The sequence below is a fragment of the Myroides albus genome, assembly GCF_009711045.1.
GTDB lineage: Bacteria > Bacteroidota > Bacteroidia > Flavobacteriales > Flavobacteriaceae > Flavobacterium > Flavobacterium album_A.
Genome location: NZ_WMJX01000008.1, coordinates 48,564 through 62,225, shown reverse-complemented (window position 1 = coordinate 62,225; position 13,662 = coordinate 48,564). Strand labels below are relative to the sequence as shown.

The following is a 13,662-nucleotide window of genomic DNA, read 5'->3' as shown; positions in this document are numbered from 1 at the left end:
CTCATAAAAAAAATCATCATCAAAAAGATTGATGATGATTCTTTGATATTTGTAAATTTAAAAAATACTATTTACTTAAAAAAGCGACTGTGCCAACTTTCGCTCGCTGGAACCTCCCAAAATTCTCTGTATTCTCCAAGGTCGTTAACTAAGTTGTTAAAAACGATTGTGTTAGCAGATACAGCTTTTGACTTAACTAATTGTTTAAATTCAATTAATGTTTTAAATGCGATAAAATCTCCTGTCTTATATGTAACATTCATTTTATCTAGTAAATCCACATTATATTTTGCTTCAAACTCTTGAATTACACGCACTGAAGCATCAATAGAGCATCCAGAAGCAGCGTGCATATCTTGATCAACAGCCAAGATAATAAAGCGATTGTATTTTACTTCAAAAGAAGCAGTCAAAGGAGTAGCATGAGCCACCCATTCCTCTACAAAAGCTTGTAGTGTTTTTTCAATTTCTTGGACTTCTTCATCCGAGAATTTGCGATTTGATTGATATATCCAGATTCGAGAATGATCTGGCATTTGATCTATTGGAGTGTACATAATGTTATAAATCTTCTGCGTTCGCAATTAATTCAGCCACGTCTAATACTTTCACTTGGCTTTCTTTTTCTTTGAATTTCACTCCATCAGTTAACATGGTATTGCAGAAAGGACAACCTGCTGCGATAATTTCAGCATTAGTCCCGATAGCTTCTTCTGTACGTTCAACGTGTACCTCTTTGTCTCCGTGCTCAGGCTCTTTGAAGAGCTGTGCTCCACCTGCTCCACAACAAAAACCATTAGCTCTTGAGCGCTTCATCTCTACAAGTTCTGCATCTAACTTCTCAATTAACTGACGTGGTGCTTCGTATACTTGGTTTGCACGTCCCAAATAACAAGGATCGTGAAACGTGATTCTCTTTCCTTTGAACTGCCCACCTTCAATAGTTAATCTTCCGTCATCAAGCAATGATTTAAGAAACTCTGTATGGTGAACAACTTCGTATTTCCCTCCTAAATCAGGATATTCATTTTTAAGCGTATTAAAACAGTGAGGACAAGCAGTAACAATCTTCTTTACTTCATATCCGTCAAGTACTTGGATATTCATCATAGCTTGCATTTGAAAAGCAAACTCATTACCTGCTCTTTTTGCAGGATCTCCTGTACAACCTTCTTCTGTTCCCAAAACAGCGAATGATACATTCGCTTTATTTAATATTTTGACAAATGCTTTTGTTATCTTCTTAGCTCTATCATCAAAACTACCTGAACATCCTACCCAGAATAGTACTTCAGGAGTTTCTCCACGAGCCATCATTTCAGCCATTGTAGGCACTACTAAATTTTGTGACATAATATTTGCTGTATATTGTAACAATCAGTTGATAGACTGATTATAATTGTTAGTTGATTAATTTTCGTCTTTCCAGTTTAAGCGATCCATCTGGTTATATTGCCAAGGAGCACCATTGTTTTCAATATTTTGCATCATATTGTTCAACTCAATTGGTGCAGCACTTTGCTCCATAACTAAAAAGCGTCTCATATCCATAATGATAGACAACGGACTAATATCAATCGGACATTCCTCAACACATGCATTACACGTGTTACAAGCCCACAATTCTTCAGCAGTAATATAGTCGTTTAATAAAGTTTTTCCGTCATCTACAAACTTACCTCCATTAGCGTCTAATATCTTACTCACGTCTTCAAGACGATCTCGTGTAGACATCATAATTTTACGAGGAGATAGTTTTTTACCTGTCGTATTTTGTGGACATGATGAAGTACATCTACCACACTCCGTACAAGAATATGCATTTAGCAGCTGTACCCAGTTTAAATCCATTACATCTTGTGCACCAAATTTCTCTGGTTCACCTTGCGCTTCAGCAGGAGCAGCAAAAGGATCAGCGTTTGGATCCATCATAAGTTTCACCTCATTTTTCACCGACTCTAAGTTGTTAAACTCACCTTGTGGTTTTAAATTGGCAAAATACGTATTAGGGAAAGCAAGGAAGATATGAAGGTGTTTCGAGTAGTATAGGTAGTTCATAAAGAACATCACTCCTATTATATGTGCCCACCAAGCAAAACGATCTACAAATGCAACCGTTTCGTTATTCATACCTTCAAATAAAGGAGCGATAAATCCAGAAATTGGAAATGATCCAGCCTGTACATAGTGACCGTAATTTTGCGTTTGCAAATAATAGTCAGCCGCATTCATAATCAAGAAAAAGCACATTAAAACACTTTCAATATAAATAATATTGTTAGCATCTCTCTTTGCCCATCCCTCCATTTCTGGTTGATTAAAACGCTTCAACTTGATAATATTTCTGCGAATCCAAAATACTACTACCCCAAAAATAACAAGGAAAGCAAGTATTTCAAATATTCCAATCAATACATCATATGTACCTCCTAAGAATTTGAATGCTCTATGGGTTCCAAACAAACCATCTACGATGATCTCTAACATTTCGATATTAATAATAACGAAACCTGCGTAGACAAAAATATGTAAGATAGCTGGGATTGGTCTTTTCACCATTTTGGACTGCCCTAAGGCTACGCGAATCATATTGCGCCATCTCTCTTTCGGATTGTCTGAACGGTTTATATCTCGACCCAACTTAATGTTGCGTATTAGTTTCTTTATGTTTTTAATAAAGAATCCAAATCCAGCAACCAATAATAATAAAAATAATACTTGGCCTAAATACTGCATAATGGTAATAATTGTTTCAGTAAATTGTTAGTTTTTTAATTGTTTAGTTTAGTTATTGTTTGCTTGGCTTTCGTTTGTTTGATTGTCTTGATTTTCTTTCACTTCTTCAGTCGCTTGATAAGGTGTCGCTTTCTTACCGAACAAAGAGAAGTGTACGTATCGTTTAGGATTTTCTTTCAAATCGCGCATTAATTGTTCCAATTCTTTCGAAGCTCCTTCTAAGTTTTTGTACAATTGCTCGTCTTTAAGCAACATTCCAACAGAACCTTTTCCTGATTGAATGTCTGCTAATAATTTGTCGATATTTCCTGTTGCATTGTCTAATTTACTAAAGGTAGATTGAATATCCAAAGAATTAAGCTCTGTAGATAAATCTGCAAAGTTAGAACTCATCTTATTCATATTCTTCATTGTACCATCTAACTGAGGTCCTGCAGTAGCTAACATGCGGTTTGCTCCAGCCAAAGTACCTTGCAATTCAACAACAGATTGTTTTAAGTTTGCTTGCATTTGCTCATCCATAATACTGTTTACAGCAACAAGCATCTGATTTGCATTTTCTAAGACTAACTCTACTTTTGTTTTCAAAGGTTCTATTTCACCTAATAACTTATCTGTCATCTCTGGTACAACTTCTCCTTTTAGATAGTCATTCTTTTGAGCGTAGTCTGTATCGCCAAACTTTGGATTTATAGCTATTGCCTTTCCTCCTATAAGACTTGGAGAATAAATAGCAGCAGTGCTGGATTTAGAAATTTGAATAGGATTGGTCATTAAAAGTTCTACAACCAATTTACCTGAATTTTGATCAATGGAAATCTTAGATACCTTTCCTACAACTAACCCGTTTATGGTAACATTAGATGATGTGGTAATTCCTTCAACATTCTCATATTCTACGTAATACTTAGTACTGTTATCGAATACATTTTTTCCTTTCAAGAAAGAGTATCCCCATATAAATAAAGCAATGGCACCTAATACTAATATAGCCGTTTTAATTTCTCTAGATATTTTCAAAATTTTCTTATTTTATAAGTGGCAAAAATAAACTTTTATTTTCAAAGCGTTCAATATTATTTTAGCGCTTCTTCAAGAGTGATGATTTTACCATTTTTAAAAGGCACTATAAAAGAGCTACTATGCCCCTTATCTTTAGCTTCTTTTAACAGCTTTTCAGCTTCGTCATAACTCGATGTTTCAGAGTAGTAATACTTATTTAAGTTCCCTGACTTAATCATTGTCACATTCTTTAACCCCTTAAAATTCTGTGGTTTTAGAGCTAATACACGTGTACTTGCAGCAATCTGTACTTTAAAAACTACTCCCTTAGAAACTTTGGTAACAGTTACCGTTTTTTTCTCTTTCGCTGGTGTAGTCTTTTTCACTTCTTTAGACTGATTCTCTTTTACGGTTACCGACGAAGAAACACCATTAGAGTAATAAGCTTTCTTATACTGTATAATCCCTGTAGCGATAGATTCAGCTAATTCTTTCTGCCCTTTTTTAGAAGACAAATAGGCTCCTTCTTCCTTATTAGAGACAAAGCCAAGTTCGATTAATACACTCGGCATAAAAGCGCCATGCAATACCCAAAACGGCCCTTGCTTAACCCCTCTATTCTTTCTCTTTAAATCATTGGTAAAGCTATCTTGAACACGACTGGCTAAATCAATACTCTGGTGAATATAATCCTCCTGTATCAATGTCAACCCAATAATAGATTCTGGCGACTTAGGATCAAACCCTGCATATTGTGTTTTATAATCATCCTCCAACATAATTACCGAGTTCTCTGTCTTGGCAACATCCAAATTTGACTTATTCTTACTCAAACCCATTACATAGGTTTCAGTACCGTAAGCTGCATTGCTATTCACACCATTACAGTGAATAGAGACAAATACATTACCATTAGAATTATTTGCCATAACCGAACGCTCCTTCACAGCGACAAATACATCCGAATCACGAGTATATACAACTTCGATATCACTTTCCTTCTTAAGTATCTTCCCCACCTCTAAGGCAACTGCTAATACGATATCCTTTTCCACATTCTTACCGTGATTTGTTCCTGAGTCCTTTCCTCCATGACCCGGATCAAGTACAACTCTGAATTTCGAATTGCTTTGCGCCAACACGCTCACTGATAAAAATAACAAGGTCAGTAAAGTAAACAGTTTTGAGTGACTGTATTTCATAAAAAAGTTCTTTATTATTACTTATAATTTGAATTAAATTACATTTTTCAGAAAAAATATATGTAAGTTTGACACGCTAAAATTAACGAATCAAGCTTTTACAAAAATAGCATATATAATAGATTTGCGAACAAATATTTTCAATATCGTTTTAGTTTTATTTCTATACAGTGCATTTTCATCTTACCATGTTACTGCACAAGAGTTTGGAAAGAAACGCACTGTACTACCAAACAACAATTTGAGTGATACTATAGCTTCGAACAAAGATACTATAGTACCTAAGCTATTACCTATAGAGAAGGATTCAACTCAAATTACAAAAGATTCTTTGCCAAACAGTAAAAATACGGCAGAACAAAAACCTAAATCTTTTTTAGAAAACATCGTTGATAGAAAAGCGAAAGGTTACGAGAAACTTGACCAAAGAAGTCATGAAATCACACTTTATGACGAGGCTGAGATAAATTACCAAGACTTTAACCTAAAAGCAGGTAAAATCGTATTCAACTACGATAAAAGCGAAATCTATGCTGGAGGAATCAAAGATAGCTTAGGTGTTCTTTCACAATATCCTGTTTTTACGCAAGCAGGACAAGTGGTAGAGCCAGATTCTATCCGCTATAATACAAAAACACACAAAGCTTTAGTTTTTCAATCCAGAACTTCACAAGGAGAATTTAACATCAAAGCTGAAGTGACAAAGAAGGAGAATGACTCTACCTACTTTATGGCTGATGTTATCTTCACAACTGCAAAAGACTTAGACAATCCAGAATATTACTTTAAGAGTAAGAAAATTAAGTTGGTACCAGGTAAGAAAGTAGTTACAGGTCCTACCAATATGGTTATTGCTGATGTACCTACTCCACTGGGACTTCCTTTTGCCTTTTTCCCTATGAGTGAAAAAGCTGCATCTGGATTTATCATCCCAAGTGTGGGAGATACCAATCAACAAGGATACTACCTTCAAAATGGAGGATACTATTTTGCTGTTAGCGACAATTTAGACTTAACCCTACAAGGAGATTACTATACCAATGGTAGTTGGGGTTTAAGAGGTAATAGCCAATATGCCAAGAGATACAAATACAATGGACGCGTTTTAGTTCGCTATGAAAACAATATCTTTAGTGAACGTGGACTTCCTGATTATATGTCGTCTAAACTTTACAATATACAGTGGAATCACACTCAAGATGCAAAAGCTAATCCGAATTCGAGATTCTCTGCATCGGTAAACATGGGTAGTAGTCAATATTTTAGACAGACAAACAACACCTATAACGTTGGAGCTTCGTTAAATAATACAATGAGCTCATCTATTAGTTATTCTAAAACATTTGAGAGTGTCCCACAAGTTAACATGTCTTTGACTGCAACGCACTCACAATCAACAAATACAAAACAAGTTAATATGACACTACCTACCTTAAACGTTAGTGTAGACCGTGTCTTCCCATTTGCTCCAAAATACGGTGCAAAAAAGGGAATTATCAAGAACTTGAACTTTTCATATAACGTTAGAGGGGAAAACAGAGTGAGAATTCACGAGGACAATTTCTTTAAACAAGAAATGTTTGACAGTTTAAATACCGGATTTCAACACAGTATTCCTATTTCTACCAACTTTAAATTATTCAAATACTTCTCGGTTACAGCTGGTGCAACCTACAACGAGGTGTGGTATATGAATACGATAAAAAAAGAGTATAACCCTCAGACAAACAAAGTAGAAGATGTACGTGTTAATGGCTTTGATAGCTTTAGAACTTATAACTTCAACACGAATATTGGTACAACCATTTACGGTACTTTCAACTTTAACAAAGACGGAAGAATCCAAGCTATTAGACACGTAATGCGTCCAAGTGTTGGATACTCATACACACCGAGTTTTGAGCAGTACTACGACACTTACGCCATCGATGCCACTGGTCAAACCATGCAAGACTACACCAGATTCCAAGGAGGGCTATTTGGCGCACCTGGTAGACAGAACTCAAATATGTTAAACTTCAACTTGAGCAACACATTTGAGGCTAAAATGAGAGATGACGAAAACGAAAAAGGAGAGCCTAAAAAAGTTATGCTTTTAAATAGTTTGAATTTTTCTACAAGTTATAATATGTCCGCAGATTCATTAAAATGGTCACCTGTACGCGTGAGCGCTGGGACTGCCATTTTTAAAGATAAAATGCAAATTAACTTCAATGCCACTTTAGACCCGTATGCTCTGGATAACAACAACAGACGTATTGATAAATTCAATATTGATAACGGAGGTAGTTTATTTAGACTTACAAGTGCTAATATGACTGTAAACTGGTCGATGTCAAGCAACGACCCTTGGTTTGGAGGATCTGCAGACAATAAAAACCAAAACTCTATTGACAATGGTGGACGTGGAGATGATTTGTTTGGACGCACAATGGAGTTAGGAGACAACAGACAGAGTATGTTCAACAACGACAATGACAAAGGCGACGATCCTTTTGCCGGTTTCTTTAATGCAAAATTACCATGGGACTTAACCTTTGCCTACTCATTGACCTACAGCAATGCTCAAAGACAGAACGAAATTGTCAACAACTCGGTCATGGTATCTGGAAATATTGATTTAACACCTAAGTGGAAAGTTGGATTCTCCAGTGGTTATGACTTCGTGCAAAAAGGAGTTACCTTCACTCAACTTCGATTCGAAAGAGACCTACTGAGTTGGCGTATGGACTTTAGCTGGGTTCCTATTGGAAGCTACACAAGTTGGGGATTCTTTATCGGAATTCGCTCATCTATGTTAAGTGACGTGAAATGGGAGAAACGAAAAGCTCCAGATAAGAGATATAGATAATTGGATATTAAAAAAGATAAACTCATGAAAAAAATAATAAACTCAGATAAAGCACCTGCACCTATTGGACCATACAATCACTCTGTAATGGTTGGTGATTTATTGTTTATCTCTGGTCAAATCCCTTTTAACCAAGCTACAGAAACGCTGGTTACAACGGGAATAGAGGACGAAACTAAGCAAGTCTTATTCAATTTGGAAGCTATTTTAGCTGCTTCAAATATGACTTTCGAAAATGTGGTAAAAGCAACTATTTTTTTAACTGATATGAATGATTTTTCTAAGGTAAATGAAATTTATGGAAGTTACTTTACTGCGGCTACTGCTCCTGCAAGAGAATGTATTCAAGTGGTAAAATTACCAAGAGGTGTTAATGTTGAAATCTCAATGATTGCTTCGAAGTAATTTGACATTTTAAAATATATAAAAAAAGCCAATGTGATTCACATTGGCTTTTTTATTGTTGTTAACCGAAGCTTTTTCGATATAATTTACTTCGCTGTAAATTTTAATTTCACATCGTTAAACACAGCTGCAGCATTGATCACAGTACGATACTCTTGCCAGTACTTTTTATCAATCTCTACAAAATCATAGATTTCTATACAATCAATACTCAAAATATCGTCTTTTACTTTATAACTCGATTTAAACTCCCCTACAATCTTTCCATCAACTTTCAATTTCTCGTGAATATTCAAATCTTTTAAGTTTTCAACCTTATACCCTTTTGGTAGTTGGACTGTAATTGTGCGTTTATAATCAACAGCTGTAGTTAATTCAATTGGCCACAGTCGTTCTTCTTCTGCTTCAAGCCTAACTTGATCGCCAATTAACTTCCCAACTTTAAAAATATAAGCACCTTCTGTTTGCTCAAACAAGTGATCTGCTTTGTAATTCACATTAAAGACAAATGGCTTTATAGCATAATCATCAAAAGAGGTATTCTTTACATCTATATTAAAATCAGTCGCATCATTAGAATATGCTTTAGCAAGGAAATTTTTAAAATCAGCTATGGTATTAGAATTGAGTAACAAAAAGTACTTTTGGAAATCAATACCTCTTTCTCCTGATATACTATGTTGCGTTTTTACGCTAACTTGATTCAAATTTCTCAAATCTACTTCTGCCTTAAAAACGTCTTTTGTTTCAAAAGTATTCAAGCTTAATTGTTTATTGTCATAAGCTATCGTTTCCATTCCAGCAAACTCTCTTGTTGTAACAAATAAACCTTGATTATGGTGATAAGCAGTATTGGAAAGCGGGATAAAATACTCGTAAGAGAATGGATCCATATATGCATCTAAACTTGGAAAGTAAAACAAAGCATCTGTAAAGTTTAAACGCGTTGGAAAACTCGCATCATATACTTGTTGATTTTTCTTTGTTGTAAGAACTAATTCATACTTTACCCCAAGATTCTTAAACATCACATCATAAAGCCTTAAAACATCAGTTAAATGCCCTGTATGCTCCGAAATTACCCTGTCTAAAGTTTTTAATTCCTCTGGAGAAATTACCACACTCGATTTAATAGCAAACTCAATATTTCTCAAGCTCAACATAAGGTTATCCGATTTCCTTACTTTCTTATAAAAATCGTTAGCTACGCTTAACTCTTGATTGCTAAGTGGACGATTGCGTTTAGCTAAGAAATCATCAACGAAAAACTTGTAGTTAAAGAAATCTTTCTCTACTCCACCGTAAATACCATCTACTTTATAACGAAGAAATTTGATGTTCTTTATAAGATTAGTATACTCATCATTTGATATCATTGCTTCAAGATTATTGTGCTCAACTACATATGAAGACTTTCCATTGTAGGCTTCTTCATTATACACAGGAGTATTAAGCCCATTATAGGCTTTCATCTTAATAATAATGTTATCAGGATAGATCAGTTCAAACTTACTCTTTATAACCGGTACATCACTTTGCAATTTAACATCCACACCATCGATAACACCATCTTCCGACCAAATGCCAACATATTCAACTACACTCCCCTTCTCCATGCCTTCTACATCAAAGTAGTGAATGACAAATCCCGCTTGTTCATTGGTAAATTCTTTAATGCTATCATTGCTAAAATTAACTACCTGTCCATTAGGTTTGATTATACGCAATTTCTGCTTTACCGTATGCTCGTCTTTTGGATCACGCGCTAGTACCTTCTGAAAAGCTGCCGCACTCGAGTCACTTGCCACATATTGTTGATAGTGAACTAAGTTAAAGCTGGTTACCATATCATTCAACCCACCAACTTTTAACTCTACTTTTTGGTCATATAACAATAAACCACCTTCATCGGAAAGTGCCTCTATATCAGATTTAGAAACTTCAGTGAAGTCGGCTTTTTCAAACTCAAACTCTTGAGAGAAAACAGCACTATACCCCAATAAGAAAACGAACAATAGTATCTTTTTCATATATACGATTTAATTATTTATAAGCTGTAAAAACCAAATTTACAAAAATAAGCACTCTTAGGCCTGTAAGGAATCGAATAATTACCCTTCCTACCTTTAAAATAAGCAATAAAAAAAGCACCTTTCTTTTAAAGGTGCTATTATTGATCTTGTTTTACGCTATTTCACTTCACTATCAATGGCCTGTAAAAGCATTTGTGCAGTAGCTACGTTAGTTGCCAAAGGCACATTGTGAACATCGCATACGCGCAATAACATATTGATATCTGGTTCGTGTGGATGTTTGCCAAGTGGATCTTTAAAGAATAAAACCATTGCCGTTTTACCTTCTGCCACTCTTCCTGCAATCTGAGCATCCCCTCCAAGAGGACCTGACAACATGCGTTTAACTTCAAAACCAACATCTTGAGCCATACTCCCAGTTGTACCAGTAGCTATCAGGCTAATTCCCTCTTTAGAGAGAATAGCTTTGTTCTTTTTAATAAACTCAAGCATCTCCTTTTTCTTAGCATCATGTGCTACTATAGCTATTTCCATAATTCTATTATTTATGATAATCTATTAACCCATCTAAAGGTTTCTGAATAATACGACCTAAAGCAATGCCTTCTTCCTGTAATATTTCCACAAGTTCATCCTGAAGAAAGTACGCAACAGAACCAACAAAACTAACAGGACATTCCAAATACTCAGGATAATTTTTAATATAATTATCTACAAAGAACTTAATCTGTTCTCTAATCAACTTCTTAAAGTACTCATGTTCTTTATGCTCTATTAAAAACGGTAGAAAAGAAGCCATATAGGCATTGGGGTTCTCCTTCTTGTAAAAGTTGTATTTCACAACATCTGCATCAATATCATATTTAGCAGAAAAAGCTATTGCCAAATCAACTGGCATCATCTTTAAGAAATAAGACTTTATCAAAATTCTTCCAAATGCACTTCCACTACAATCATCCATTGCCATATACCCAAGTGACTGTATCCTCTGGTGAGCTTTTTCCCCATCAAAATAGGTTACATTAGAACCCGTCCCATTAATGCAGACAATCCCTTTTTCGCCTTTTTTTACAGTTGCATATATAGCAGCAAAGGTATCTTCGTGAATGTGAATACTTTTGCAATTGTCAAAATACTCCTCAAAAAACCTTTTTACAATACTTCTTGTTCTATCTGATCCACATCCTGAGCCATAAAAATAAAGTTCTTTAACCTCGTTCTTATTTCTCCTAATATCAGGAATAGTATTAACGCGGGTAAAGAACTCATCTAAAGTAATAACTTCGGGATTAAGTCCAAGACTGGTTACCGAAGTTATTAAATTCTTATTTTGGTCAAAGAAGATCCAATCAGCCTTAGTAGAACCACTATCGACTATAATCTTCATTGTTTTAAATTATTTTACACTGTTTAAATGAATAGCCATTTCAACCATTTTAGAAGAATAACCATACTCATTATCGTACCATGCTACGAATTTAAAGAATGTACTGTTTAATCCAATACCAGCTTTAGAGTCAACGATACAAGTGTGTGTATTAGATACGAAGTCTTGAGAAACTACGTCATCTTCAACATATAACATAACACCTTTTAATTCGTTTTCACTTGCTTTTTTAAGTACAGCCATTACTTCCTCGTAAGAAGTTTCTTTACCTAATTTCACAGTTAAATCCACAGTAGATACGTCAGCTGTTGGAACACGCATAGACATACCCGTTAATTTACCTTTCAATTCAGGAATAACTTTACCTACAGCTTTAGCCGCACCTGTTGAAGCAGGAATAATATTTAATAAAGCCGAGCGTCCACCTCTGTAGTCTTTCTTAGAAGGACCATCCACAGTAAACTGAGTTGCAGTTGTAGCGTGAATTGTAGTCATTAAACCTTCAACAATTCCAAACTTGTCATTTAGAACTTTAGCTAATGGAGCTAGACAGTTAGTAGTACAAGATGCATTTGAGATAATTGTATCTGTTGCTTTTAACTCTTTCTCATTCACTCCCATTACAAACATTGGAGCATCAGCAGAAGGTGCAGAAATCAAAACTTTCTTAGCTCCTGCATCAATGTGTTTTTGCGCACCTTCAAGGTTTGTAAAAATACCTGTACAGTCAGCAACAACATCTACTTTTACTTCATCCCATTTAAGCATTAATGGATCTTTTTCAGCAGTTACACGAACTGTTTTTCCATTAATTACCAAGTTGCCATCTTTCACTTCAACTGTTCCATCAAAACGTCCATGTACTGAATCGTATTTAATCAAATAAGCTAAATGCTCAACTTGCATTAAATCGTTTACAGCTACAATTTCCACATCACTTCTTTTTACTGCTTCTCTAAACATTAAACGTCCAATACGTCCGAAACCGTTAATCCCTATTCTTGTCTTCATAATATCTTTTTTTATTAAGTTATTTTTTTAAATTGTAATTATATCTGATACTCTCAACAGATCTTTATCTATTGGAGAATGCCCTTTCACAGCTTGTTCAAGTGGAGTTAAGGCAACCTGATCGTTGATAAGCCCCACCATAAAGTTACTTTGACCTTCTAGTAAAGTTTCTACTGCTTTTACACTTAATCTACTTGCAAGTACCCTATCAAAACAAGAAGGCGCCCCACCCCTTTGCATATGACCTAATACTGATACACGCACTTCATACTCAGGTAAATTCTCTTCTACGTATTCCCCTAATTCAAATACGTTTTTACCGAGTCTTTCTCCTTCTGCTACAATTACTATACTAGATGATTTTCCTGATTTTTTACTTTTCTTCAAAGACTCAAGTAGCCTTTCTAATCCCAAATCTTCCTCTGGGATCAATATTTCCTCTGCTCCTGCTCCGATACCTGCATTTAATGCAATATGCCCAGCATCACGCCCCATAACCTCTACAAAGAATAGACGCTTATGTGAACTCGCAGTATCTCTAATCTTATCCACCGCATCTACTACTGTATTTAATGCTGTGTCAAAACCAATGGTATGACTGGTTCCATGAATATCATTGTCAATCGTACCAGGTATTCCCATTACAGGAATGTCAAACTCTTTACTCAAGACCATTGCTCCAGTAAAACTTCCATCTCCACCGATAACGATTAAAGCATCTATCTCTGCTTTCTTCAAATTATCGTATGCAGCCTGTCTACCTTCTGAAGTCTTAAATGCAGCACATCTTGCTGTTTTTAAAATAGTTCCCCCTTTATTAATAATGTAGTTTACATCTCTTGGACCTAATACTTCAAAATCACCCTCAACAAGCCCTTGAAAACCACGAAATACTCCTATACACTCTACTCCATGGAATGAACAAGTACGAACAATAGCTCTAATGGCTGCATTCATACCCGGAGCATCACCTCCAGAAGTTAAAACACCTATTCTTTTTATTGCCTTACTCATATGATTAACATTTTGAGTAAA

General features: G+C 35.3%; 12 protein-coding genes. 2 read left to right on the top strand and 10 right to left on the bottom strand.

Going from position 1 to position 13,662, the window contains the following annotated elements; all coding sequences use genetic code 11:
• Positions 1-71: 71 nt before the first annotated feature.
• Genes GJV76_RS05675 through GJV76_RS05655 form a run of 5 tightly spaced genes read right to left on the bottom strand, consistent with a single transcriptional unit; the run spans position 72 to position 4,940 of the window.
• Entirely contained in the window at positions 72-557 is a 486-nt protein-coding gene (locus tag GJV76_RS05675; RefSeq protein ID WP_155091674.1) for an ABC transporter ATPase, read from the bottom strand.
• Positions 558-561: 4 nt separating this feature from the next.
• The gene (locus GJV76_RS05670; protein WP_155091673.1) at positions 562-1,353 is read right to left on the bottom strand and encodes a (Fe-S)-binding protein; all 792 of its coding nucleotides are present in this window, start codon (positions 1,351-1,353) and stop codon (positions 562-564) included.
• Between the two features lie 57 nt (positions 1,354-1,410).
• Complete coding sequence (locus GJV76_RS05665; RefSeq protein ID WP_155091672.1) at positions 1,411-2,736, bottom strand: (Fe-S)-binding protein; 1,326 nt, start codon at positions 2,734-2,736, stop codon at positions 1,411-1,413.
• Positions 2,737-2,784: 48 nt separating this feature from the next.
• A complete protein-coding gene (locus tag GJV76_RS05660) occupies positions 2,785-3,756 on the bottom strand; it encodes an MlaD family protein (protein ID WP_155091671.1) in 972 nt (323 codons plus the stop codon).
• A 56-nt stretch (positions 3,757-3,812) separates the two neighbouring features.
• Positions 3,813-4,940 (bottom strand): N-acetylmuramoyl-L-alanine amidase family protein, encoded by a 1,128-nt coding sequence (locus GJV76_RS05655; RefSeq protein ID WP_155091670.1) that lies wholly within the window; start codon positions 4,938-4,940, stop codon positions 3,813-3,815.
• 124 nt (positions 4,941-5,064) lie between these two features.
• Between GJV76_RS05655 and GJV76_RS05650 the strand changes: the two genes are divergently transcribed.
• Both GJV76_RS05650 and GJV76_RS05645 read left to right on the top strand, forming a co-directional pair.
• Entirely contained in the window at positions 5,065-7,791 is a 2,727-nt protein-coding gene (locus tag GJV76_RS05650) for a putative LPS assembly protein LptD (protein WP_155091669.1), read from the top strand.
• A 24-nt stretch (positions 7,792-7,815) separates the two neighbouring features.
• Positions 7,816-8,196 carry a Rid family detoxifying hydrolase gene (locus GJV76_RS05645; protein ID WP_155091668.1) on the top strand — a complete coding sequence of 127 codons (381 nt, stop codon included), beginning with the start codon at positions 7,816-7,818 and terminating at the stop codon, positions 8,194-8,196.
• A gap of 86 nt (positions 8,197-8,282) precedes the next feature.
• Here the strand turns inward: GJV76_RS05645 and GJV76_RS05640 are convergent, their stop codons facing one another.
• The 5 genes from GJV76_RS05640 to pfkA all read right to left on the bottom strand — a co-directional run bounded on the left by GJV76_RS05640 (position 8,283) and on the right by pfkA (position 13,641).
• Positions 8,283-10,226: a DUF3857 domain-containing protein gene (locus GJV76_RS05640; protein ID WP_155091667.1), complete on the bottom strand. Its 1,944-nt coding sequence runs from the start codon at positions 10,224-10,226 to the stop codon at positions 8,283-8,285.
• Positions 10,227-10,385: 159 nt separating this feature from the next.
• Positions 10,386-10,763, bottom strand: coding sequence for a methylglyoxal synthase (locus GJV76_RS05635; RefSeq protein WP_155091666.1), 378 nt, complete (start codon positions 10,761-10,763; stop codon positions 10,386-10,388).
• Between the two features lie 7 nt (positions 10,764-10,770).
• A complete protein-coding gene (locus GJV76_RS05630; RefSeq protein ID WP_155091665.1) occupies positions 10,771-11,616 on the bottom strand; it encodes a BadF/BadG/BcrA/BcrD ATPase family protein in 846 nt (281 codons plus the stop codon).
• A gap of 9 nt (positions 11,617-11,625) precedes the next feature.
• The gene (gene gap / locus GJV76_RS05625) at positions 11,626-12,627 is read right to left on the bottom strand and encodes a type I glyceraldehyde-3-phosphate dehydrogenase (protein WP_155091664.1); all 1,002 of its coding nucleotides are present in this window, start codon (positions 12,625-12,627) and stop codon (positions 11,626-11,628) included.
• Positions 12,628-12,654: 27 nt separating this feature from the next.
• Positions 12,655-13,641, bottom strand: coding sequence for a 6-phosphofructokinase (pfkA, locus tag GJV76_RS05620; protein WP_155091663.1), 987 nt, complete (start codon positions 13,639-13,641; stop codon positions 12,655-12,657).
• Positions 13,642-13,662: the final 21 nt, after the last annotated feature.